The sequence below is a fragment of the Methylobacterium sp. J-072 genome (genome assembly GCF_022829425.1).
Classification (GTDB): domain Bacteria; phylum Pseudomonadota; class Alphaproteobacteria; order Rhizobiales; family Beijerinckiaceae; genus Methylobacterium.
In genome coordinates this window covers 1-22965 of the sequence record NZ_JAKSYK010000013.1, presented here as the reverse complement: position 1 = coordinate 22965, position 22965 = coordinate 1, and the positions used below count along the sequence as shown (strand labels likewise).

Below are 22965 nucleotides of genomic sequence, written 5' to 3'. Positions count from 1 at the left end.
CGCCCTGCCCGCGTCCTACCGCTGGAACCCCGCCCTCGTCGCCCTGCGCACCCGCCTCCAGGCCCGCGGCAAGACCCACAAGCAGGCCCTCATCGCCTGCGCCCGAAAGCTGCTCATCTACGCCAACACCGTCCTCGCCCGCGGGACGCCATGGCGTCCCGCGGCCGAGCCCGTATAACGGTTGCTCAGGATGAGGGGGATGGATGGGAAAGACCGTCACCGCCCTGAATTCAGCCCCCCTCCCGAGCCAGCCGCGCCAGCCCGTCCCGCGTCGGCGCGGCCGGGCGCCATCCGAGCGCCGCGAGGCCGTCGGCGCGGGCCTCCAGGCCTTCCGCAACGCGGGCGAACACAGCCTCCCGGCCGGTCAGCCGGCAGGCCAGCCCGAGGAGGCCGGCCGGCACCGGGATCAGCCCGGGCTTGCGGCCGAGGCCGGCACGCAGCGCCGTGAGCATCTCGGCCAGGCTGAGCGGGTCCGGATCGGCGGCGATCAAGGCGGATCGGATCGGGGCCGGCGCCCGAAGGACCGCGTCCACGGCCCCCGACAGGCTCTCCAGGGAGATCAGCGAGCGCCGCGCCGCGAGGGAGCCCAGCGGCAGCGGATAGGGGCTGCGGGCGAGCCGCAGGAGCGCGGCCATGTTGCCCTTCACGCCCGCGCCGTAGACCAGGACCGGGCGGAGCGCGACCCAGTCGAGACCGGTCTCGGCCAGTGCCCGCTCGGCCTCCAGCTTGGAGCGGCCGTAGGCGTCGGTGGGCCGGGGCTCATCGCCCTCCCCGACCACGCCGGGCGCGCTGGCCCCGACCTGCGCGCGGATCGAGGACAGGAACACGAACCGCCGCACCCTCGCCCGGGACGCGGCCTCCGCGAGCTTGCGCGTCGCCTCGGTGTTGAGCGTGCGGTAATCGTCCTCGGGGGCGCCCGACATCGCATGGGCGAGGCCTGCCGAGTGCACCACGGCGTCGACGCCGCTGAGCGCCGCCGCCATGTTGATCGGGCGGGTCAGGTCGCCGACCACCGCGCTCGCGGCGCCCTCCGGCAGCGCCGTCGGCCGGCGCAGCAGCACCCGGACCCGGTAGCCGCGGGCGGTGAGATCGGCGAGCAGGTGGCGGCCGATGAACCCGGTGGCCCCGGTGAGCGCGATCAATCCGGTCACGGGCTGGCGGCACCTTCGGCATGGGCCGGCGCGGGCGCGCGGGCGAAGCGGCGGAGCAGGGTGGCGACCAGGGCAAGCCCGGCCGCGAGCGCCCCGAGCGTGACCGGCCAGGACGGCCAAAACAAGGTCGCGGCGGCGAGCCCGGCCAGCACGAGGTTGACCCCGAACACCCGCGCCACGACCCCCAAGACGGTCAGGCCGTTATCGGTGGCGCGCTGGTAGTAATGCCCGCGATGCGCCTCCCAGACCCGCTCGCCCCGCGAGCCCCGGGCGGCGAGCGTCAGGCTGGCATCGGCGAGGTAGACGAGCGGTAGCAGCAGGGCGGCGGCGAGCCCCCCCGCCAGGGCGAGCTGGCAGAGCAGCCAGGCGGTGACGAGCCCGATCGGCAGCGCGCCGACATCCCCGAGGAAGAGGTTCGCCACCGGCCGGTTGAACGGCGCGAAGCCCAGCATCGCCCCGAGCAGGCAGGCCGCCACCAGGGCCGGCAGCGGCGGCAGGTATCCGGCGAGCCCGAGGAGCAGCAGCGCCCCGGAGACCGGGACGATCTCCGCCACCGTCAGCCAGTCGAGCCCGTCCATGAAGTTCGTCAGGTTGACGAACCAGACACCGGCCAGCAGCGCCAGGCCGCGCTCGAGCCACAGGGGCGCCCAAGGCAGCAGTCGCCCGTCGAGCTGCCAGACCAGCACGCCGACCACCGCCGCTTGCACGGCGAGCCGCAAGGCGGCCGGCAGCGGACGCAGATCATCCACGGCGCCGAGCACCGCAAGGACCAGGGTGCCGCTCGCGAGCCCGATCCAGTCCGGCCGGCCGCCGATCTCGGGCGCCGCGATCAGCAGCCCCGAGATCGTCACCAAAGCCGTCACCACGGCGATCCCGCCGCCCTGCGGCGTCGGCACCGTGTGGCTGGACCGGGCGTTCGGCCGCGCCAGGGCGTAGCGCTGGAGGGCCGGGCGCAACCGCAGGATTAGCCCGGCCGACAGGGCCGCGGCGAGCAGGACGGCGAGGACGAGGATCGTAGCGAGGGCGGACGGCATCGCGCCGTCCTACGCGATCCGCAGCGCGATCGGGAAGGCGCGCACGCCCCTACGCCGCCCGCACCGTGGCGAGGAAGCGTCCGACCTCGGCGGTCAGGTGCTCGGATTGGCGCGACATCTCGGAGGCGGCTTCGAGCACCTGGGTGGCGGCGGCGCCGGTCTCGCCGGCGGCCTGGGCGAGGCTCGCGATGGTGCCGGTGACCGCGCCGGTGCCGGCCGCCGCCTCGGCGACGTTGCGGACGATCTCTTGGGTGGCCACGCCCTGCTCCTCCACCGCCGCCGCGATCGAGGTCGCGACCCCGTCGATCTCGCGGATGCGCCGCCCGATCCCGTCGATCGCCGCCACGGCCTGGCCGGTCGAGGCCTGGATCCGGCCGATCTGGCCGGTGATGTCTTCCGTCGCCCGGGCGGTCTGGGCGGCGAGCTCCTTCACCTCGGACGCCACCACGGCGAAGCCGCGCCCGGCCTCTCCGGCCCGGGCCGCCTCGATCGTGGCGTTGAGCGCCAGCAGGTTGGTCTGGCCGGCGATGCCGGAGATCAGCGCGACGACATCGCCGACCTTCGCGGCGGCGGCGCTCAGGTCCTGGACCAGGGCCACCGTGTCCAAAGCCTCGGCCACGGCGGTCCGTGCCAGTTCCGCCGAGCCGGTCACCTGCCGGCCGATCTCCTGCACCGCCGAGCCCAACTGCTCCGCGGCGGCCGCGACGGTGGTGACATTGGCCGCCGCCGCATGGGCTGCCGCTGAAACGGTGCCGGACTGATCGGTCGAGGCCGCGGCGCTGCCGGTGAGGGCGCGGGCGGTGGCCTCCAGCTCGGTCGCGGCCGTGGAGACGCCGCCGACGACGCTGCCGACCGCCTGCTCGAACGCGTCGGCCATGGCCTGAGTTGCCGCCCGGCGCTGGGTCTCGGCGTCGGCACGGGCCTGCGCGGTCTCGGTCTCCAGGGCGCGCGTCCGGATCAGGGTCTCGCGGAACACCACGAGCGCGCCGGCTAGGGTGCCGACCTCGTCCCGGCGGTCCCGCCCCGGGATGGCGACCTCGGCATCCCCGGCCGCGAGGCGCTGCGTCGCCCCGGCGATCACCCGGAGCGGCCTGCTGACGCCGCGCATGACCAGCACGAAGGCACCCAGGGCGACCAGGAGGGCGAGGCCGCCGAGCGCCAGCATGTTCCGGTTGGCACCGGCATAGGTCTCCGCGATCAGCGCGCCGCTCGCCTGCGAGCCGGCAGCGTTCAGGCCGACGAGCTTCTCCCAATCAGCCATGATGGCGGCGATGCTGTCCGACATCGCGGTGTTGTAGATCCGCTGGCCGCTGGCGATGTCGCCCGCGCCGGCCTTGGCCACGGCCTCCCGTTGCTGGTCGGCATAGATCGCCCGGTGCCGCTTGAAGGCGTCATAGGCGTCGCGCTCGCCTTGCGATAGCGGCAGGGCCTCGTAGCGGGCGATCTGGGCGGCGAGCAGCGCGTCGCGCTTGGCGATCTGCCCCTCGACCAGCGTCCGCTGCTCGGGCGTGTCGGCGGTGATCAGGCGCCCGGCATTGACCCGCTGACGCATGATGTTGATGCCGATCCACCCCAGCGCATCGGTGGCGGGCACGCGCACGTCGCGCAGCTGCCCGGCGGTTGAGTCGATACCGCGCAGCTCGGCCAGGGAGAGGCCGCAGGTGGCGACGATCAGCAGGACCAGGGCCGCCAGGCATCCGCCGAGCTTGGCCGCGATGGAGATACCCGTGCGCATGTCGCATCGCCCCGGTCCGATACCGGGCCAGGGGATCGTCCTATCCCAGGACTGTCAAGCTTGGCCCGTGCAGGCCTGCATGGGCGATTCTGCGCCGTCTCAGTAAACCTGCGCGCCCTCCCGCGCCGGCTCCGGCGCGCTGCCCTGCCGGTCCAGGCTCTTCTCCACCACCTTGGCCAGGCCGATCATGATCGCGTCGATGGCGTAGTCCTTGGGCGTGTAGACCGCGCGCACGCCCATGTTCTTCAGGACCAGCTCGTCCTCGGGGGAGATGATGCCACCGACCACCACCGGGATGTGGTCGAGCCCGGCCTCACGCATCTGGGCGCGGACCTCGCGGACCAGCGGCACGTGGCTGCCCGACAGGATCGACAGGCCGACCACGTGGGCGCCGGTCTCCTTGGCCTTCGCCACGATCTCCGCCGGGGTCTGGCGGATGCCGTCGTAGGTCACGTCGAAGCCGACATCCCGGGCGCGCAGCGCGATCTGCTCGGCGCCGTTCGAGTGGCCGTCGAGGCCGGGCTTGCCGACCACCAGCCGCGGGGTCTCGCCGAGCCGCTCGCCGAGATCCGCGATCAGGAGCTTGGCCTCCTCGGCCGCCCCGGAGGAGACGGTCTCGAGGCTCACCCCGGTGGGCGCCCGGTACTCGCCGAACACCTGCCGCAGGCGCTCGCCCCACTCGCCGGTGGTGACGCCGGCCTTCGCGGCCGCGATCGAGACCGGCATGATGTTGGCGCCGGAGCGCGCGGCCTGCTCCAGGGCTTCGAGCGCCTGGCCGACAGCCCGGTCGTCGCGCTTGCTGCGCCAGTCGCGGATGCGGCCCTGCGCCTCCATCTCCACCGTCTCGGACACGGAGAAGATCGCGCCCTCCCCGGCGGTGAGCGGCGAGGGCTCGCCCTGCTGCCACTTGTTGACGCCGACGACGATCTGCTCGCCGGCCTCGATCGCCGAGATCCGCTTGGCGTTCGACTCGACCAGGGCGCGCTTGAGGGCGCCGGTCTCCACCGCGGCGACCGCGCCGCCGATGCCGCCGATCCGCTCCAGCTCGGCCCGGGTCTCGGCCTTCAGAGCCTCGACCTTGGCCTCGATGACTTTCGAGCCGTCGAAGATATCGTCATATTCCAAAAGATCGGTCTCGAAGGCCAGGATCTGCTGCATGCGCATCGACCATTGCTGGTCCCAGGGCCGGGGCAGGCCGAGCGCCTCGTTCCAGGCCGGCAGTTGCACCGCCCGGGCGCGGGCGCGCTTGGAGAGGGTCACGGCCAGCATCTCGATCAGGATGCGGTGGACGTTGTTTTCCGGCTGCTGCTCCGTCAGCCCAAGGCTGTTGACCTGGACCCCATAGCGAAAAATCCGCTTCTTCGGGTCGTCGATGCCGTAGCGCTCCTGGGCGATCTCGTCCCAGAGCTCGGCGAACGCCCGCATCTTGCAGATCTCGGTGACGAAGCGCAGCCCGGCATTCACGAAGAACGAGATCCGCCCGAACACGTCGGAAAAACTTGTCGCGTCGAATTCGGGGTCGTCGCGCACGGTGTCGAGCACCGCGATGGCGATGGCCAGCGCGTAGGACAGCTCCTGGACCGGCGTCGCCCCCGCCTCCTGCAGGTGGTAGGAGCAGACATTCATCGGGTTCCACTTCGGCACGTTCTGGGTCGTGAACAGGATCACGTCCTTGGTGAGCCGGAGCGAGGGCGCGGGCGGGAACACGTAGGTCCCGCGCGACAGGTACTCCTTGATGATGTCGTTCTGGGTCGTGCCCTGGAGGGCATCGAAGGGCGCACCCTGCTCTTCGGCCACCGCCAGGTAGAGCGCCAGCAGCCACGGGGCCGTGGCGTTGATGGTCATCGAGGTGTTCATCTGGGCGAGCGGGATGTCCTGGAACAGGGTCCGCATGTCGCCGAGATGCGCGATCGAGACGCCGACCTTGCCGACCTCGCCGCGCGCCAATTCGTGATCGGGGTCGTAGCCGGTCTGGGTCGGGAGGTCGAAGGCCACCGACAGGCCGGTCTGGCCCTTGGCGAGGTTGCCCCGGTAGAGCGCGTTGGACTCGGCCGCGTTGGAATGGCCCGCATAGGTGCGGATGATCCAGGGTTTATCGCGGGGCGTCTTGTCGCCCGTGGTTTCCGCGACGCGCACGCCCATCCTGGCCTCCATGTCGTGTTCTTGACTATCCGCGCTCGGGGCGCAGCCTTGACCGCACCGTAGCGAAGGCGGCCGGGCGCGTCATCCGCGACAGAGGTGCAACGCGCGCCGGTTGTGTTTGGGCGGCCTTTAAAAAACTTGTCCGGGCGGACAGCCGGATTTGAAGCGCCGGTCCCGCGCGCCGCCTCACAAGCCCGCGCGCGACCTGGAATTTAATGGCTCCAAACGGGAACCGGCGCGTTGGACCGCCGGCGATCGCACCAGCACCGTTTCGCATGCGTGCGGCCGCCGAATCGGGCGCGACCGGCGTCGCCCCCGATTCCGGATCCGTGACTCACCGCGCTTTCCAGCGCCGGACCGACTGGCTCGGCCGGCGGCGAGCACCCTAAGGAGCGACAGCGATGGCCGATCAGAGCCCGCGCCTGACGACAGCGTTCGGCAACCCCATCTCCGACAACCAGAATTCGATCACCGTGGGTCCCCGCGGGCCCGTGCTGATGCAGGACTACCACCTCATCGAGAAGATGGCCCATTTCAACCGGGAGCGGATCCCCGAGCGGGTGGTCCACGCCAAGGGCTACGGCGCCTACGGCACGTTCCGGCTGACCAAGTCGCTTGGCCAATACACCCGCGCCAAGGTGCTGACGGAGGTCGGCAAGGCGGTGCCGATGGTCGCCCGGTTCTCCACGGTGGGCGGCGAATCCGGCTCCGCCGACACCGCCCGCGATCCCCGCGGCTTCGCCCTGAAGTTCTACACCGAGGAGGGCAACTGGGACCTCGTCGGCAACAACACGCCGATCTTCTTCGTGCGCGACGCGATCAAGTTCTCCGACTTCATCCGCACCCAAAAGCGCGACCCGCGCACGCACCTGAAGCCGCATTGGCGCCGTTGGGACTTCTGGAGCCTCTCGCCCGAGGCGATCCACCAGGTGATGATCCTGTACAGCGACCGCGGCACGCCGAAATCGGCCCGGTTCATGAACGGCTACGGCTCGCACACCTTCTCGCTCTGGAACGAGAAGGGCGAGCGCTACTGGGTGAAGTTCCACTTCCACACCAAGCAGGGCATCCAGAACTTTTCCGCCGAGGAGGCGGATCAAATCGCCGGCACCGATCCGGATTACTCCGCGGCCGACCTGTCCTCGGCGATCGAGCGGGGCGAGTTCCCGAAATGGAAGGTCTCCGTCCAGATCATGCCGGAGCTCGATGCCGACACCTACCGGATCAACCCGTTCGACTTCACCAAGGTCTGGCCGCATGGCGACTACCCGCTGATCGAGATCGGCGAGATGGAGCTGAACCGAAATCCGGAGAACTACTTCGCCGAGATCGAGCAATCGGCCTTCGAGCCGTCCAATGTGGTGCCGGGCATCGGTTTCTCACCGGACAAGATGCTGCAGAACCGCATCCTGTCGTACTCGGACGCGCATCGGTACCGGCTCGGCGTGAACTACCACCAGATCCCGGTGAACCAGGCCAAGAACGCCAAGGTGCAGACCTACCACCGGGACGGGTCGATGCGCACCGACGGCAACCACGGCGCGCAGGTCGATTACCAGCCGAACTCCTTCGGCGGCCCCGTGGAGGATCCGGCCTTCGCCGAGCCGCCCCTGCGGATCCGGGGCGACGCGGCGCGCTACGGCTGGCCGAACGACGACGAGGATCTCTACGGCCAGCCGCGCCAGCTCTGGTCGAAGGTGCTGGACGAGGGTGAGCGCCAGCGGCTCGTGAAGAACATCGTCACCTCGATGGGCGACTCGCCGCGGCACATCCAGGAGCGGATGATCGCGCATTGGTATAAGGTCCACCAGGATTTCGGCCGCGGCGTCGCGGAAGGTCTCGGGATCGACACCCACCAGGCCGCCGCCGAATAATACTTGGTCGGTTCGCAAGCCGAATTTGAATACGTGGGCGCCGGCCTTGTGCCGGCGCCTTTTTCACGCGCGAAACCCTCCGATTTCGACTTTCGGCCCACTTGGACGCCCCCGACATCGCCGCTATAGCGCGAGAGAGAACCGCGGCCGTGAGAACAGCGCGGGATGAGAGGAGAGCGAGATGGCTGCGAGCGGTGCGGTCCGTCCGGCGGACGGCGAGTTCAAAGATCTCTACGAGATGGGCGAGATCCCGCCGCTGGGTCACGTGCCGGCCAAGATGTACGCCTGGGCGATCCGGCGCGAGCGTCACGGGCCGCCGGAGGAGTCCCACCAGCTCGAAGTGCTGCCGGTCTGGTCGATCGGCGACGACGAGGTGCTGGTCTACGTCATGGCCGCGGGCGTCAACTACAACGGCGTCTGGGCCGGGCTGGGCGAGCCGATCTCGCCCTTCGACGTGCACAAGGCCGAGTACCACATCGCCGGCTCGGACGCGTCCGGCATCGTCTGGGCGGTCGGCGCCAAGGTGAAGCGCTGGAAGGTCGGCGACGAGGTCATCGTCCACTGCAACCAGGATGACGGCGACGACGAGGAGTGCAACGGCGGCGACCCGATGTTCTCGCCCTCGCAGCGGATCTGGGGCTACGAGACGCCGGACGGCTCCTTCGCGCAGTTCTGCCGGGTGCAGTCGCGCCAGCTCATGGACCGGCCCAAGCACCTCACCTGGGAGGAGGCGGCCTGCTACACGCTGACCCTCGCCACCGCCTACCGCATGCTGTTCGGCCACGCGCCGCACACGGTCCGGCCGGGCCAGAACGTGCTGATCTGGGGCGCCTCCGGCGGTCTCGGGGTGTTCGGCGTCCAGCTCTGCGCGGCCTCGGGCGCCAACGCCATCGCGGTGATCTCGGACGAGTCGAAGCGCGACTACGTCATGAGCCTCGGCGCCAAGGGCGTGATCAACCGCAAAGACTTTAACTGCTGGGGGCAGCTGCCCAAGGTCAACTCGCCTGAGTTCAACGCCTGGACGAAAGAGGCGCGGAAGTTCGGCAAGGCGATCTGGGACATCACCGGCAAGAAGGATGTCGACATCGTCTTCGAGCATCCCGGCGAGGCGACCTTCCCGGTCTCGGCCCTGGTGGTGAAGCGCGGCGGCATGGTGGTGTTCTGCGCCGGCACCACCGGCTTCAACATCACCTTCGACGCCCGCTACGTCTGGATGCGCCAGAAGCGGATCCAGGGCTCGCACTTCGCCCATCTCAAGCAGGCCTCGTCGGCCAACCAGTTCGTGATCGATCGCCGGGTCGACCCGTGCATGAGCGAGGTTTTTCCCTGGGACAAGATTCCCCAGGCCCACACCAAGATGTGGAAGAACCAGCACCCGCCCGGCAACATGGCCTGTCTGGTGAACTCCCCCCGTGCCGGCCTGCGCACGGTCGAGGACGTGATCGAGGCCGGTCCGCTCAAGCGCTGACGCTGACTCCCGGCTCCCGCTCTCGGGGCGGGGGCCGGCCTCCCCTCTTGCCCCCGGCCTGGCCGGGAGCGAGAACGGCCGCGCTCGTTCCAGCACCCCCGCCGGGGCGATGACCGATTCGGCGTGAGGGGCGCGGACGCGCAGGGTGACGGGCGCAGCGCCCGGACCCGGCATCGGGGGTTCCAGACTTGGCCGGCGACGACGATTCTTACGTGTACGACGAGGCGACGGGCGAGTGGCTCCCGCCCGGCGAGGCTTCCGCCGCGGCACCTGCCCGGGCCGAGGTCCGCGATTCAGCCGGCAACGTCCTGGCCGACGGCGACTCGGTCACGCTGATCAAGGACCTGAAGGTCAAGGGTGCCAACCAGACCCTGAAGCAGGGCACGGTCATCCGGTCGATCCGGCTCACGGACGATCCCGAAGAGATCGATTGCCGCCACGACACCATCAAGGGGCTCGTCCTGCGCACCGAGTTCGTGCGCAAGCGCTAGGGTCGTCAGGGTTTTAAAAGGTTCGGGACCGTTTGCGGGTCCAGGGCAGAGCCCTGGTGTTTCGGGGGTTCCACCCCCGAACCCCGCCAAAGGGCTGAGCCCTTTGGAAACCCGGTCTCCTACCGGCGCTTGGTCTCCTCCTGCGGCAGGTGGCGTCCGTAGGCTTCCTGCTTCTCGGCGCGCTCCCGGATCAAGTCGGCGTACGCCTGCCGCATTTCGGGGGAGACGCTGACGCTCTTGCCCTTGGCGGGCTTGCGCTTGGGCGCCTTCTTGAAGGTGTTGTTCGTCTCGCTCATGCCGGGCTCCGCGTCGGACCATGGCGGCGGCGCGCGGCCGGCAGGAGGTCCGAGTCGGGTCCCGATTCGGAGTCCGGGCCGGCCCGCGAAGCCGGATTCCTGCCCTCTAGCGCATCGCGCGGCCGTGTGCACGGGACCGCGACGCCGGTTTGGACAGATTTCCCCGCGTGCGGCCGGCCGAGGGCGTCCGGTCTGGCGCGCCGCGGAGGGCTCTGCCAAGGTTGCCGCGTTGAGCGTCGGGGACGGCGATGGATTTGCGTGAAGCAGGGCAGGAACCGGGTCGGGAGACCGCTGCGCCGCGCGGCCCGCGGAGGGCCCCCCTCCTGGCGATCCTCGTGCTGGGCGGCTTGACGGCGCCAAACCCGGGATTCGCCCAGGATCGTCCGGCGACGGCCCGACCGGCCCAGCCCGCTCCGAAGGCCGCCTCACCCGCCAAGCCCGCCGCGCCCGATCCTGCCTTCGAGGCGACCAGGACTGCCTTCGAGGTGCTGACCGAGGCGGACCGCAAAGCGATCCAGGATGCCCTGGTCTGGACCGGCGATTTCAACGCCGTGGTCTCGGGGGCGTTCGGCCGCCGGACCTTCGACGCCCTGACCGCCTACCGGACCCGGACCGGCGGGGCCGATCCGCTGGAGCTGCGCGGCCGGGCGGCGCTGCTGGCGGCGGGCGAAGCGGCCAAGGTGGCGGCGCGCTTCCGGATCGCCGCCGATCCCGCCACCGGCGCGGTGATCGGCGTGCCCGAGCGCCTGCTGTTGAAGCGCACGGCCCTCCCAGCCGGCACCCGCTGGCAGAGTGCGGACGGGCGCGTGACCCTGGAGTCGCGCGCCATCCCCCCGGGCGGCGAGACCCTGGACAGCCTGTTCGACCAGCTCACCGCGCCGCTGCCCAACCGCAAGGTCACCTACAAGCTGCGAAAGCCGGAGTCCCTGGTTGTCACCGCGGAGACCGCGAGCGGCCTGTCCTACGTCCGGTACGATGCCGGGCCGCAGGGCGTGCGCGGCTTCCTGATCGGCTACGACCGGGCCCTGGCGGCGGAGGTCGGCCGCCTGGTGATCGCGGTGGCCAACGCCTTCGCGCCGTTCCCGGCGGGCGCCGATGCGGCGCATCCGAAGGTCGCCGCGAGCGCGCCGGCCGGCTCCGCCGCCGCGCCGCCGCCGACGACAGCCGCCCCTACGGGTGCGGGAACCGGTCTGGTGATCGCGCCGGGACGCGTCCTCACGGCGGCGGCGGTGCTGGAAGGCTGCCCGGCGCCGCGGATCGGCCAGGCCACGGCCCGGGTTCTCGCGACCGATCCGGCGGGGCTCGCGCTGCTTGAGGCCACCGGCATCCCGGCCCCGGTGCGGGTGCCGGTGCGGGCCGATCCGCCCGCTGCCGACGAGGCCCTGATCGCGCTGGCTCCGGGCGCGGACGGAGTTCTGGCCGCACCGGCAACGGCCGTGACGGGGGGCGTGATCGCGCCGCTCCAGCCGGGCTCCGCCGGGGCGCCGGTGCTCGACCGGTCGGGGCGCCTGGTCGGACTCGTGGCCCGCTATCCGGCGGCGGCGCGGCGGGTCTCCGGCATCGTGCCGCCCGCGCGCCTGGCTCTGGTGCCGGCCCAGGCGGTCGCGGCCTTCCTGGCCGGCCAGGGCATCGCCGAGGCGAAGCCGCGCCCGGAGTTCGGGCCCGGCACGGCCGCGTCGGCCATCGTCGGGATCACCTGCCGATAAGGCCGGCGCCTCATCACGGACCGGGGAGCGCGGCCCCGATCCGTGAAGCAGCGGACATGCCGCGTCGGACGATCCCGCCGAACCGCAGGCGGCCCGGCGGGGGACGGCGTCCGGAAGGGCCTTACAGCCGGCCGGTCACCAGCAGGACGATCAGCACGATGAGCAGGATGCCGCCGAGGCCGAAGCCCGGGCCGCGATAGGCGCCGCCGCCCAGGAAGCCGCCGCCGCCGAAGGCCAGGATGATCAGGATGATGAGCAGAATGGTGACGAGGGACATGGATCGGACTCTCCGGACAGCCGCGCTGATGCGAGCGTGACCGTTCAAACGCTGCGACAATCCGTTCCGTTCAACGCGATTCCACGCTTTTGTGAGGATAATCGCTGGATGAGGCCGTAGCGCTCAGGCGTGCCAATCCGGCAACACATCCTGCGGCGCCTCGAGCCAGCCCGGCACCGGCAGGTCGCGCTCGGTCAGGAAGGTCGGGTTGAACAGTTTCGAGGCGTAGCGCGCCGCCCCGTCGCACAGGATCGTCACCACCGTGTGGCCGGGCCCGAGCTCCCGGGCCAGCCGGATCGCCCCGGCGACGTTGATGCCGGACGAGCCGCCCAGCGACAGCCCCTCCGCCCGCATCAGGCCGAAGACGATGTCCAGCGCCTCGCGGTCGGGGATGCGGAAGGCGTGATCCGGGGTGAAGCCGTCGAGGTTTTTGGTGATCCGGCCCTGGCCGATCCCCTCGGTGATCGAGGAGCCCTCTGCCTTCAGGGTGCCGGTGGTGTAGTGCGCGTAGAGGGCCGAGCCCTCCGGATCGGAGAGCGCGATGCGCACCCCCGGATTCCGGGCCCGCAACGCTGCCGCGGTGCCCGCCAGCGTCCCCCCGGTCCCGGCGGCGCAGACGAAGCCGTCGACCCGACCGCCGGTCTGCTCCCAGATCTCGGGGCCGGTCCCGTCCACATGGGCCTGCCGGTTGGCGACGTTGTCGAACTGGTCGGCGAAGAACGCCCCGTTGGCCTCCGTGGCGGCGAGCTTTTCGGCCAGCCGCCGGGCGACGTGGACGTAGTTGTTCGGGTTGGCGAACGGCACCGCCGGCACCTCGACGAGGCGCGCGCCGGCGAGCCGCAGAGTCTGCTTCTTCTCCTCGGACTGCGTGACCGGGATGACGATCAGCGTCCGGTAGCCGCGCACGGAAGCCACCAGGGCGAGACCGATGCCGGTATTGCCGGCTGTGCCCTCCACGATGGTCCCGCCCGGCCGGATCAGGCCTTTCGCCTCGGCATCCTGCACGATGGCGAGCGCCGCCCGGTCCTTCACCGAAAGGCCGGGATTGAGGAACTCGGCCTTCCCGAAAATCTCGCAACCGGTCGCCTCGGAGGCGCGGCGCAGCCGGATCAGCGGCGTCTGGCCGATTGCGGCGAGGACATCGGGATGGGGCTGTTCAGACATCGGTCTCGGCTCGTGGGCCTACGCAATAGGGCAGGACTCTCGAACCCAGCCCCAATCGACAATTTCGGATCCGGTTTCAGGCGCGCCGAGCCTGTAGCTTCGGCGACGGCACCTCGCGGCCCAAGCGGTGAGCTGCGTTAATCCAAGTCTCGATGGCATCGGCGACATTCGCCTCCAGGCCCTCGAGATCGTCGCCGTCCGACATGCATCCGGGTAGGTCGGGCACACGGCCCAGCAACCCGCCCCCATCGGCTTCCGTCAACCGCTCGACCTGAACGAAGTAGTCGCGAACCATCATGGCTCAGCTCCTTCTGACGGCGTCCACGAACGCCACGAAATCCCGAATGTAGGGACCCTTGATGGGCCGTCGGGCGGGAACCGTCAGGATCTCAGGGCGACTCGGATGGGAGATGTCGTAATGTGAGCCCCGCCCCGGTGGAACGCAATCGATCCCGAACCCGCGGCAGACCATCGCGACGTCTTCGATCGTCCAATCGCCGACAGGATTGCGGCGCATCCGGTCGAGGCGTTTCTCCGATTGGCTCACCGGCCTCGACCCCTCGGGCACAGGCTCCCGTGTTCACAGCTGATCCGAACGCAACGCCGTCAGGCTATTCACCCGAACACATGCCCCCCGTTGATCCGCAGGCCGACTGGGTGGCCGGCCGGGTAGCGGATGCCGTCGAAATCCTCCACCGCGAGCACGCGGCCCTGGTCGTCGGCGACCTCGATGCGCTGGCGGCCCTGGCTGCGGTAGGAGCTGCGCACCGTGCCGGAGAGATGCGCCGCCTCGGGCTCGGCGAGCTGCAACTGCCAGGGCCGGACGTAGAGCTTGACCGGGCCGATGGTCCCGGCCGGTGTCGCCACCGGCGTCTCCCGGCCGCGCACCAGCACCCGGCCGCCCTCGGCCAGCGCTTCCACCTCGACGTGGTCGCCGAGGAACTTCATCACGGTCGCCGAGGCCGGGTGCTCCTGGACCTCGTCCGGGGTGCCGACCTGCTCCAGGCGGCCGCGATCCAGCACCGCGACCCGGTCCGACAGCTCCAGGGCCTCGTCCTGATCGTGGGTCACGAAGATCGTCGTCTGGCCGGTGCGGTCGTGGATCTCGCGCAGCCAGCGGCGCAGGTCCTTTCGGACTTGGGCGTCGAGGGCGCCGAAGGGCTCGTCCAGCAGCAGCACCCGGGGCTCGACGGCGAGCGCCCGGGCGAGCGCCACCCGCTGGCGCTGGCCGCCCGAGAGCTGCGACGGGTAGCGGTCGCCGAAGCCCGAGAGCCGGATCAGGTCGAGCAGGTCGCCGACCCGACGCTTGATCTCAGGCCTAGCCGGCCGGTCGGCCCGGCGCCGCGCGTTCAGCCCGTAGGCGATGTTGTCGGCCACGCTCATGTGCTTGAACAGGGCGTAGTGCTGGAACACGAAGCCCACCGCCCGCTCCTGCACGGCCAGCCCCGTGGCGTCGTCGTCGCCGAACAGGATCCGGCCCCGGTCCGGCGCGTCGAGCCCGGCGATGATCCGCAGCAGCGTCGTCTTGCCCGAGCCCGAGGGGCCGAGCAGCCCGAGCAGCTCCCCCGCCCGCACGTCGATCGACAGGTCGTGCAGCACCGCGGCCGTGTCGAAGGTCTTGGAGATGCCCTCGACCCGGATCGCCGTCGAGGAGCGCTCAGTGAGCCCGGCCGTGTGCGAGTTCGCCCGCGAAGCGCCACTCGAGGAAGGATTTGAGGACGAGGGTGATGAGGGCGAGGACAGCGAGGAGCGTAGCGACGGCGAAGGCGGCGACGAAGTTGTACTCATTGTAGAGGATCTCCACGTGGAGCGGGATGGTGTTGGTCAGGCCGCGGATGTGGCCGGACACCACCGACACCGCCCCGAACTCGCCCATCGCCCGGGCATTGCAGAGGAGCACGCTGTAGAGCAGGCCCCAGCGGATGTTGGGCAGCGTCACCGTGCGGAACGCGTGCAGGCCCGAGGCCCCGAGCGTCAGGGCCGCCTCCTCCTCCGAGGAGCCCTGCTCCTGCATCAGCGGGATCAGCTCCCGGGCGACGAACGGGAAGGTCACGAACACGGTCGCCAGCACGATCCCCGGCAGGGCGAACAGAACCTGGATCCCGTGGTCCACGAGCCAGGTGCCGAACAGGCCCTGCGAGCCGAACAGCAGCACGTAGATCAGCCCCGAGACCACCGGCGAGACCGAGAACGGCAGGTCGATCAGGGTGATCAGCAGCGACTTGCCGGAGAACTCGAACTTGGCGATCGCCCAGGAGGCCGCCAGGCCGAACACCACGTTGAACGGCACCGCGATCGCCGCCACCGTCAGGGTCAGGCGGATCGCGCTCCAGGCATCGGGCTCCCGGAACGCCGCCAGGAAGGCCTCGACCCCCTTGGAGAAGGCCTGGGTGAACACCGCGATCAGCGGCAGCACTAGGAACAGCGCCAGGAAGGCGATCGCGATCGCGATCAGCACGGTGCGGGTGGCCGCCCCCTCCGAGGCGACCGGCTCCGCCCGCACGATCGGTGCCACGGTCGGCGAGAAGATCTCAGACATAGCCGAAGCGCCTCCGGCTCCAGGCCTGGATCAGGTTAATGGTAAGCAGCGTCAGGAACGAGATGCCCAGCATGATCGTGGCGATCGCCGCCGCCCCGCCATAGTCGAACTCGGACAGCTTGATCACGATCAGGAGCGGCGCGATCTCCGAGACGTAAGGCAGGTTGCCGGCGATGAAGATGATCGAGCCGTACTCGCCGACCCCCCGGGCGAAGGCCATGGCGAAGCCGGTGAGCACCGCCGGGATCAGCGGCGGCAGCACCACCTTGGTCAGGGTCGCGAACCGGTTGGCCCCGAGGGTGGCGGACGCCTCCTCGATCTCCTTGTCGATCTCGGCGATCAGCGGCTGCACGGTCCGCACCGCGAAGGGCAGCCCGATGAACACCATGGCGATGAAGATCCCCACCGGCGTGTAGGCCGCCTGGATGCCGAGCCGGGCGAGCGGCGCGCCCAAAAACCCGTCCGGCGCATAGAGCGAGGCCAGGGCGATGCCGGCCACCGCGGTCGGCAGCGCGAAGGGCAGGTCGACCGCCGCGTCCATGAGCTTGCGGCCCGGGAAGCGGTAGCGGGTCAGGACCCAGGCGACCAGGAAGCCGAAGACCGAGGCCACGAGCGCCGCGACCGCCGAGACGCCGAAGCTGATCCGCAGGGCGCTGGACACCCGCGGATCGGTGGCAACGTCCCAGATCCCGGAGAGGCCGAGGCCGGACGCCTTGGCGACGAGCCCGGCGAGCGGCAGCAGCACGATGAGCCCGAGGCAGGTCAGCGTGTAGCCGAAGCTGAGCCCGAAGCCCGGGATCACGCTCGGGCGGCGGAAGGTGCGTTTGCGACGCGGCGTCTCGACCATGGTTCCCGCCTCAGCGGCCGGCCCGGCTCAACCGGTCGAACAAGCCGCCGGCGTCGAAGTTCCGCTTCTGGATCTCGTCCCAGGAGCCCTGGTAATCCTCGATCTTGAACAGCTTGATCTCGGGGAGCTGGGCGAGGTCGGCCGGGGCCGCCGCCTCGCGGCGGATCGGGCGGTAATGGTGCTTGGCGAAGATCGCCTGCGCGCGGTCGCTGTACAGGAAGTCGAGATAGGCCTGGGCGGCCTTGGTGGTGCCCTTACGCTCGGCATTAGCGGCCACGAGGGCCACCGGCGGCTCGGCGTAGATCGAGGTCGGCGGCGACACGATGTCGAACTTGTCCGCGCCGAATTCCTGCAGCACCAGGTAGGCCTCGTTCTCCCAGGTCGGGAGCACGTCGCCCAGCCCGCGCTGCGCGAAGGTCACGGTCGAGCCGCGGGCGCCGGTGTCGAGAATCGGCACGTTCTTGTAGATCTGGCCCACGAAGGCGTCGGCCTTGGCGGCGTCCTTGTCCTGGCCGTAGGCGTAGCCCCAGGCGGCCAGGAAGTTCCAGCGGCCGCCGGCCGAGGTCTTGGGGTTCGGAGTGATCACCTTGACGTCCGGCTTGGTCAGGTCGGCCCAGTCCTTGACGCCCTTCGGGTTGCCCTTGCGGACCAGGAAGACCACCGTCGAGGTGTAGGGTGTGGCCTCGTTGGGAAGCTTGGTCCGCCAGTCGTCGGGGATCTTGTGGGTCAGCTTGGCGATGGCGTCGATGTCCGACGGGATGCCCAGCGTGACCACGTCGGCATCGACGCCGTCGATCACCGTGCGGGCCTGGGCGCCCGAGCCGCCATGCGAGGCGCGCACCGTGATCGCCTCGCCGGTCTTGGCCTTCCATTCCTCGGCGAAGACCGTGTTGATGTCGCGGTAGAGTTCCCGGGTCGGGTCGTACGAGACGTTCAGCAGCGCGGTCTCGGCAGCGGCCGGCAGAAGGCAGGACAACAGGCCGGCCCCGACCAGCATCGACAGCCCGAAAGCCCGGTTCCTGACCGCACCGTTCTTTATCACGCCCGCTCTCCCAGCCGCTGACGGGTGCGCCGCAGCGAGGCGCACCCAGAAAGCCCTGGATCGTTCGGTTTATCGAACGAAGTCAAGTCTCGGGCGCGTGGTCACACGGCCTTATGCGGGATGCAGGATCGTCGGATTCCCCGGGAGCACAAGCGGTCAGGGGGATTGATCAGGGCAGAAGGCATGGATCTTCTCCGGCTCGAAAAGCAGGGAGAAGAATGTCAGCGCGTCAGAGGGTTTCGTAGAAAGAACGAACTGATGTGCGCTGGCGCACATTTCGCTCGCAGCGATTCATCGCCCGAGCCGTAGGGCGCGAGACTTAAGGCTTCGATTTGCCGAGCTGCTTCACCAGGGCCTCGAGGCGCTGGTCGATCGGCGCCGCCAGCGTGTCGGCGTAGACCGCCCGCAGGTTCTGGCCGAGATGCCGCCGGACGCTCGGGCTGAGGGAGGCCGCGGTCGATGAGGCGGTCTCTTCGGACGGACGCTCCGGATACGACTTCGTCATGATCCCGAGTCTCCTAGGCGGCCACGCCAGGAGATTGGCAAAGCTTGGTTAAGAAGCCGTCACGGCGGCCGGTCCCGGGGGCCGGAACTGGCCGCCCCGGGGGCACGTTGCCGGCCATGACCCCTCGCGCAGATCGGATCCACCCTGTGTCCCGCTCGATTCCCCTGACCCTGATGGCGTTCCTGGCGTTGGCGGCGACGAGCGCCCCGGCCCTGGCCCAGACGCAGCCCGGCGAGATCAAGGGGATCGACGCGATGGGCGACAAGTCCCGCAGCGCCCAGGACGGCTGGAGTCAGGCGCCGGTTCCCCGGGAGCAATCGGCCGCCAAGGACGCGCCGAACCCGGGCGGCAAGTCGATCGGCGAGAACGCCGACCGGCCGGTCCCCAAGGCGGATACGGGCGGATCCTCCGCGACGGAGCCGCAGGCGCCCCTCGACCACCGCACCGGCGGCCCCTCGGGCAACAATCCGGCCGCGCCTACCAAGTAAAAAACACGTGCTCCTGTAGGATGATAGCCGGCACTTGAACGTGCCGGCACATGCAAGACAGCCCTGCCCGCTGTGTCACCCCATCGCACTTGCCTCGTGCACGCTTTTTTGGGACACCCTGGAATTATACCAGATCGCTTTAAGGAGCGGAGATGAACGTCCAGGTCTCTCGGCGTGGCCTGCTCAAAGGGGCCGGCGCCGGCCTCGCGGGCGGCTCGCTCGGCGCACTCGGCTTCGGCGGACTCCAGCCGGCCATGGCCGCCGCGGTGCGGCCGTTCAAGCTCGCGCAGATGCGCGAGACCCGCAACACATGCCCGTACTGCTCGGTCGCCTGCGGCGTCATCCTGTACAGCCTGGGCGACCGTTCGAAGAACGCGCGCTCCTCGGTGATGCATATCGAGGGCGATCCCGATCACCCGGTCAACCGCGGCACGCTCTGCCCGAAGGGCTCGGCCCTGCTCGACTTCGTGCATGCCGAGACGCGCACCAAGTACCCGCTCTACCGGGCGCCCGGCACCTCCGAGTTCAAGCGCGTCTCCTGGGACTTCGCCCTCGACCGGATCGCGACCCTCCTCAAGGAGGATCGGGACAAGAACTTCCTGGCCAAGAACGAAGAGCTCACGGTCAACCGCTGGACCACGACGGGCTTCCTCGGAGCCTCGGCCACCACCAACGAGACGGCCTGGCTGACCTACAAGACAGTCCGAAGCATGGGGGCCCTGGTCTTCGATAACCAGGCCAGGGTTTGACACGGTCCGTCGGTCGCCAGTTTGGCGCCCTCCTTCGGACGCGGTGCGATGACCAACCTCTGGATGGACATCAAGCACGCGGACGTGATTACCGTGATGGGCGGCAATGCCGCCGAAGCGCATCCGTGCGGATTCAAGTGGGTCGTCGAGGCGAAGGCCCATAACAACGCCAAGCTCATCGTCGTCGACCCGCGCTTCACCCGCACGGCGTCGGTGGCCGATCTGTACTGCCCGATCCGGCAGGGGACCGATATCGCGTTCCTGTCGGGTGTCGCGAAGTACCTGATCGACAACGACAAGCTGCAGCACCGCTACGTCGCGGCCTATTCCAACGCGGGCTACGTGGTCCGCGAGGGCTACGATTTCAGCGAGGGCCTGTTCGCCGGCTACGACGCCGACAAGCGCGACTACGACAAGACCACCTGGGACTACGAGATCGGTCCCGACGGCTATGCCGTGGTCGACGAGACGATGCAGCATCCGCGCTGCGTCATGCAGCTCTTGAAGAAGCACATCGCCATCTACACGCCGGAGATGGTGGAGCGGATCTGCGGCTCGCCGAAGGAGACCTTCCTGAAGGTCTGCGAGCTGATGGCGACCACGTCGTCGCCTGAGCGGACGATGGCCTCGCTCTACGCGCTCGGCTGGACGCACCACTCCAAGGGCTCGCAGAACATCCGTTCGATGTGCATCGTGCAGACGCTGCTGGGCAATATCGGCATGCTCGGCGGCGGCATGCAGGCGCTGCGCGGTCACTCCAACATCCAGGGGCTGACCGATCTCGGGCTGATGTCGAACCTCATCCCGGGCTATCTCAACCTGCCCGTGGAGAAGGAGCCGGACTACGCGAGCTACATCGCCAAGCGGCAGTTCAAGCCGCTGCGCCCGGGCCAGACCAGCTACTGGCAGAACTACAACAAGTTCTTCGTCTCGTTCCAGAAGATGATGTGGGGCGATAAGGCGACGAAGGAGAACGATTGGGCCTACGATTACCTGCCCAAGCTCGACGTGCCGACCTACGACGTGATCCGTGGGTTCGAGCTCGCCAAGCAGGGCAAGATGACGGGCTACATCATCCAGGGCTTCAACCCCCTGCTGTCGTTCCCGAACCGCGCCAAGATGACGGACGCCTTCTCCAAGATGAAGTTCATCGTGGTGATGGATCCGCTCAAGACGGAGACCGCCCGGTTCTGGGAGAACCACGGCGAGTACAACGACGTCGATCCGACCAAGATCCAGACCGAGGTGTTCGAGCTGCCGACCACCCTGTTCGTGGAGGAGGAAGGCTCGCTGTCGAACTCCAGCCGCTGGCTGCAGTGGCACTGGCAGGCTCAGGAGCCTCCGGGCGAGTGCCGCTCGGACATCGAGATCATGTCGGAGATCTTCCTCCGCGTGAAGGCGGCCTACAAGAAGGATGGCGGCGCGTTCCCGGACGCGATCCTCAACCTGAAATGGGACTACGCGATCGCGGAATCGCCGACGCCGACCGAGCTCGCCCGCGAGCTCAACGGCTTCACCGTGGCGCCGACGCCGGACCTCAACGGGACGATCATCCCGGCGGGCAAGCAGCTCGACGGCTTCGCCCAGCTCAAGGACGACGGCACCACCGCCTGCGGGTGCTGGATCTACTCGGGCTGCTACACCGAGAAGGGCAACACCATGGCCCGCCGGGACAACAATGATCCCGGCGACCGCGGCATCGCCCCGAACTGGGCCTTCGCGTGGCCGGCCAACCGGCGCGTGCTCTACAACCGGGCGTCCTGCGACCCGGAGGGCAAGCCCTGGTCGGAGAAGAAGAAGCTCATCGAGTGGAACGGCAAGCAGTGGATCGGCTTCGACGTGCCGGATTACGGCGTCACCGTCGCCCCCGATAAGGGCGTCGGGCCGTTCATCCTGAACCAGGAGGGCGTCGCCCGCCTGTGGACCCGGGGGCTCATGCGCGACGGGCCGTTCCCGACGCATTACGAGCCGTTCGAGTCGCCGATGGCCAACATCCCGTTCCCGAAGATCAAGGGCGCCCCGGCGGCCCGCATCTTCAAGGACGACCTGGCCGATCTCGGCGACGCGACGGAGTTCCCCTACGCGGCCACCAGCTACCGCCTGACCGAGCACTTCCACGGCTGGACCAAGCACGCCCGGATCAACGCGATCCTCCAGCCGGAGGCCTTCGTGGAGATCTCGGAGGAGCTGGCGAAGGAGAAGGGCATCACCAAGGGCGGTTGGGTCCGCGTCTGGTCGAAGCGCGGCTCGCTGAAGGCCAAGGCGGTGGTGACCAAGCGGATCAAGCCGCTGATCTGCGACGGCAAGGCCGTCCACGTCGTTGGCATCCCGCAGCACTGGGGCTTCATGGGCCTGACGAAGAAAGGATGGCACCCGAACTCGCTGACGCCCGTGGTGGGTGACGCGAATACCGAGACGCCGGAGTTCAAGGCCTGGCTCGTGAATATCGAGCCGACCACGCCGCCGTCCGACGCGGTCGCCTGAGGAGCTCGAGATCATGGCCGATTACAGCTCCCTCGATATCCGCCAGCGCTCCGCCTCCACGGAGACGCCGCCGGAGATCCGCCGCCAGGTGGAGGTCGCCAAGCTCATCGACGTGTCGAAATGCATCGGCTGCAAGGCCTGCCAATCGGCCTGCGAGGAGTGGAACGACCTGCGCGACGACATCGGGATCAACCGCGGTGTCTACGACAACCCCCACGACCTCACGCCGAAGTCGTGGACCCTCATGCGGTTCACCGAGTACGAGAACCCGGAGACCCAGAACCTCGAATGGCTGATCCGCAAGGACGGCTGCATGCACTGCACCGAGCCGGGCTGTCTCAAGGCGTGCCCGTCCCCCGGGGCGATCGTGCAGTACTCCAACGGCATCGTCGACTTCATCGAGGAGAACTGCATCGGCTGCGGCTATTGCGTGAAGGGGTGCCCGTTCAACATCCCGCGCATCAGCCAGACCGACCACAAGGCGTACAAGTGCACCCTGTGCTCGGACCGGGTCGCGGTGGGTCAGGCTCCGGCCTGCGCCAAGGCGTGCCCGACCGGCTCGATCATGTTCGGCACCAAGCAGGCGATGATCGAGCAGGCCGAGACCCGCGTCGAGGACCTGAAGTCGCGCGGCTTCGAGCATGCCGGTCTCTACGACCCGGCCGGCGTCGGCGGCACGCACGTCATGTACGTGCTGCACCATGCCGACCAGCCGAGCCTGTATGCCGGCCTGCCGAACGACCCGAAGATCTCGCCGCTGGTCGCCTTCTGGAAGGGCGGCGCCAAGGTGTTCGGGCTCGCCGCGATGGGCTTTGCCGCGGTCGCGGGCTTCTTCCACTACGTGACGGCCGGCCCGAACGAGGTCGTGCCGGAAGAAGAGGAAGAGGCGGTCGAGTACGACGAGGCCAAGCGCCGCGGCGAGACCGGCAGCGGCGAGGCGCGGCCGCACTAGACGCGACGGTCTCCCTCCCCC

Annotated in this window: 20 protein-coding genes; 7 read left to right on the top strand and 13 right to left on the bottom strand. The window is 69.5% G+C overall.

From position 1 onward, the window contains the following. Positions 1-230: 230 nt before the first annotated feature. The 4 genes from MKK67_RS00665 to MKK67_RS00650 form a co-directional block, all read right to left on the bottom strand. Positions 231-1151, bottom strand: coding sequence for an NAD-dependent epimerase/dehydratase family protein (locus MKK67_RS00665; RefSeq protein ID WP_243960912.1), 921 nt, complete (start codon positions 1149-1151; stop codon positions 231-233). Beyond that, positions 1148-2185 (bottom strand): glycosyl transferase, encoded by a 1038-nt coding sequence (locus MKK67_RS00660; protein WP_243960910.1) that lies wholly within the window; start codon positions 2183-2185, stop codon positions 1148-1150. The genes MKK67_RS00665 and MKK67_RS00660 overlap by 4 nt, the downstream gene beginning before the upstream one ends. A gap of 49 nt (positions 2186-2234) precedes the next feature. Continuing rightward, positions 2235-3920, bottom strand: coding sequence for a methyl-accepting chemotaxis protein (locus MKK67_RS00655; protein WP_243960908.1), 1686 nt, complete (start codon positions 3918-3920; stop codon positions 2235-2237). A 99-nt stretch (positions 3921-4019) separates the two neighbouring features. Continuing rightward, positions 4020-6062: a protein meaA gene (locus MKK67_RS00650; RefSeq protein WP_243960906.1), complete on the bottom strand. Its 2043-nt coding sequence runs from the start codon at positions 6060-6062 to the stop codon at positions 4020-4022. Positions 6063-6463: 401 nt separating this feature from the next. Here MKK67_RS00650 and MKK67_RS00645 point away from each other — a divergent pair, with 401 nt between their 5' ends. From MKK67_RS00645 to MKK67_RS00635, 3 genes are all read left to right on the top strand, one after another. Beyond that, positions 6464-7936 (top strand): catalase, encoded by a 1473-nt coding sequence (locus MKK67_RS00645; RefSeq protein ID WP_243960904.1) that lies wholly within the window; start codon positions 6464-6466, stop codon positions 7934-7936. Between the two features lie 181 nt (positions 7937-8117). After that, the gene (ccrA, locus tag MKK67_RS00640) at positions 8118-9404 is read left to right on the top strand and encodes a crotonyl-CoA carboxylase/reductase (protein ID WP_243960902.1); all 1287 of its coding nucleotides are present in this window, start codon (positions 8118-8120) and stop codon (positions 9402-9404) included. A 188-nt stretch (positions 9405-9592) separates the two neighbouring features. Continuing rightward, entirely contained in the window at positions 9593-9895 is a 303-nt protein-coding gene (locus MKK67_RS00635; protein WP_243960900.1) for an alkylphosphonate utilization protein, read from the top strand. A 119-nt stretch (positions 9896-10014) separates the two neighbouring features. On the opposite strand, the gene MKK67_RS00630 is transcribed toward MKK67_RS00635, so the two are convergent. Beyond that, positions 10015-10191, bottom strand: a complete 177-nt coding sequence (locus MKK67_RS00630; RefSeq protein ID WP_243960898.1) for a hypothetical protein — start codon at positions 10189-10191, stop codon at positions 10015-10017. A gap of 248 nt (positions 10192-10439) precedes the next feature. On the opposite strand from MKK67_RS00630, the gene MKK67_RS00625 reads away from it, so the two are divergent. Further along, positions 10440-11897, top strand: a complete 1458-nt coding sequence (locus MKK67_RS00625; protein WP_409568349.1) for a serine protease — start codon at positions 10440-10442, stop codon at positions 11895-11897. 121 nt (positions 11898-12018) lie between these two features. Here the strand turns inward: MKK67_RS00625 and MKK67_RS00620 are convergent, their stop codons facing one another. From MKK67_RS00620 to MKK67_RS00585, 8 genes are all read right to left on the bottom strand, one after another. Then, on the bottom strand, positions 12019-12174 hold the full coding sequence (locus MKK67_RS00620) for a hypothetical protein (protein ID WP_007563230.1): 156 nt from the start codon (positions 12172-12174) through the stop codon (positions 12019-12021). Positions 12175-12297: 123 nt separating this feature from the next. Next, positions 12298-13338 carry a cysteine synthase A gene (locus tag MKK67_RS00615; RefSeq protein ID WP_243960894.1) on the bottom strand — a complete coding sequence of 347 codons (1041 nt, stop codon included), beginning with the start codon at positions 13336-13338 and terminating at the stop codon, positions 12298-12300. A gap of 76 nt (positions 13339-13414) precedes the next feature. Next, positions 13415-13636, bottom strand: a complete 222-nt coding sequence (locus MKK67_RS00610; RefSeq protein ID WP_243960892.1) for a type II toxin-antitoxin system HicB family antitoxin — start codon at positions 13634-13636, stop codon at positions 13415-13417. A gap of 317 nt (positions 13637-13953) precedes the next feature. Continuing rightward, entirely contained in the window at positions 13954-14937 is a 984-nt protein-coding gene (locus tag MKK67_RS00605) for a sulfate/molybdate ABC transporter ATP-binding protein (RefSeq protein ID WP_243960882.1), read from the bottom strand. Positions 14938-14995: 58 nt separating this feature from the next. Continuing rightward, on the bottom strand, positions 14996-15877 hold the full coding sequence (gene cysW, locus MKK67_RS00600) for a sulfate ABC transporter permease subunit CysW (protein WP_243960871.1): 882 nt from the start codon (positions 15875-15877) through the stop codon (positions 14996-14998). Then, positions 15870-16724, bottom strand: coding sequence for a sulfate ABC transporter permease subunit CysT (gene cysT / locus MKK67_RS00595; protein WP_243960869.1), 855 nt, complete (start codon positions 16722-16724; stop codon positions 15870-15872). Before cysT ends, cysW begins: the two co-directional genes overlap by 8 nt. A gap of 10 nt (positions 16725-16734) precedes the next feature. After that, positions 16735-17721 carry a sulfate ABC transporter substrate-binding protein gene (locus MKK67_RS00590; RefSeq protein WP_243960914.1) on the bottom strand — a complete coding sequence of 329 codons (987 nt, stop codon included), beginning with the start codon at positions 17719-17721 and terminating at the stop codon, positions 16735-16737. A 364-nt stretch (positions 17722-18085) separates the two neighbouring features. Continuing rightward, the gene (locus tag MKK67_RS00585; RefSeq protein ID WP_243960867.1) at positions 18086-18271 is read right to left on the bottom strand and encodes a hypothetical protein; all 186 of its coding nucleotides are present in this window, start codon (positions 18269-18271) and stop codon (positions 18086-18088) included. Positions 18272-18417: 146 nt separating this feature from the next. Here MKK67_RS00585 and MKK67_RS00580 point away from each other — a divergent pair, with 146 nt between their 5' ends. The 3 genes from MKK67_RS00580 to fdxH all read left to right on the top strand — a co-directional run bounded on the left by MKK67_RS00580 (position 18418) and on the right by fdxH (position 22944). Continuing rightward, the gene (locus tag MKK67_RS00580) at positions 18418-18759 is read left to right on the top strand and encodes a hypothetical protein (RefSeq protein WP_243960864.1); all 342 of its coding nucleotides are present in this window, start codon (positions 18418-18420) and stop codon (positions 18757-18759) included. Between the two features lie 152 nt (positions 18760-18911). Further along, positions 18912-21992, top strand: coding sequence for a formate dehydrogenase-N subunit alpha (fdnG, locus tag MKK67_RS00575; RefSeq protein WP_243960857.1), 3081 nt, complete (start codon positions 18912-18914; stop codon positions 21990-21992). 13 nt (positions 21993-22005) lie between these two features. Next, positions 22006-22944 (top strand): formate dehydrogenase subunit beta, encoded by a 939-nt coding sequence (gene fdxH, locus MKK67_RS00570; protein WP_243960847.1) that lies wholly within the window; start codon positions 22006-22008, stop codon positions 22942-22944. The last annotated feature ends 21 nt before the right edge of the window (positions 22945-22965 follow it).

Bases quoted from the DNA above. Each gene is read 5' to 3' on its own strand.
- MKK67_RS00645 (WP_243960904.1), top strand. From the start codon at position 6,464: ATGGCCGATCAGAGCCCGCGCCTGACGACAGCGTTCGGCAACCCCATC.
- MKK67_RS00655 (WP_243960908.1), bottom strand. From the start codon at position 3,920: ATGCGCACGGGTATCTCCATCGCGGCCAAGCTCGGCGGATGCCTGGCG.
- MKK67_RS00615 (WP_243960894.1), bottom strand. From the start codon at position 13,338: ATGTCTGAACAGCCCCATCCCGATGTCCTCGCCGCAATCGGCCAGACG.
- MKK67_RS00630 (WP_243960898.1), bottom strand. From the start codon at position 10,191: ATGAGCGAGACGAACAACACCTTCAAGAAGGCGCCCAAGCGCAAGCCC.
- cysW (WP_243960871.1), bottom strand. From the start codon at position 15,877: ATGTCTGAGATCTTCTCGCCGACCGTGGCACCGATCGTGCGGGCGGAG.
- MKK67_RS00650 (WP_243960906.1), bottom strand. From the start codon at position 6,062: ATGGGCGTGCGCGTCGCGGAAACCACGGGCGACAAGACGCCCCGCGAT.
- MKK67_RS00660 (WP_243960910.1), bottom strand. From the start codon at position 2,185: ATGCCGTCCGCCCTCGCTACGATCCTCGTCCTCGCCGTCCTGCTCGCC.
- ccrA (WP_243960902.1), top strand. From the start codon at position 8,118: ATGGCTGCGAGCGGTGCGGTCCGTCCGGCGGACGGCGAGTTCAAAGAT.
- MKK67_RS00625 (WP_409568349.1), top strand. From the start codon at position 10,440: ATGGATTTGCGTGAAGCAGGGCAGGAACCGGGTCGGGAGACCGCTGCG.
- fdxH (WP_243960847.1), top strand. From the start codon at position 22,006: ATGGCCGATTACAGCTCCCTCGATATCCGCCAGCGCTCCGCCTCCACG.
- MKK67_RS00590 (WP_243960914.1), bottom strand. From the start codon at position 17,721: ATGCTGGTCGGGGCCGGCCTGTTGTCCTGCCTTCTGCCGGCCGCTGCC.
- MKK67_RS00610 (WP_243960892.1), bottom strand. From the start codon at position 13,636: ATGATGGTTCGCGACTACTTCGTTCAGGTCGAGCGGTTGACGGAAGCC.
- cysT (WP_243960869.1), bottom strand. From the start codon at position 16,724: ATGGTCGAGACGCCGCGTCGCAAACGCACCTTCCGCCGCCCGAGCGTG.
- MKK67_RS00585 (WP_243960867.1), bottom strand. From the start codon at position 18,271: ATGACGAAGTCGTATCCGGAGCGTCCGTCCGAAGAGACCGCCTCATCG.
- MKK67_RS00620 (WP_007563230.1), bottom strand. From the start codon at position 12,174: ATGTCCCTCGTCACCATTCTGCTCATCATCCTGATCATCCTGGCCTTC.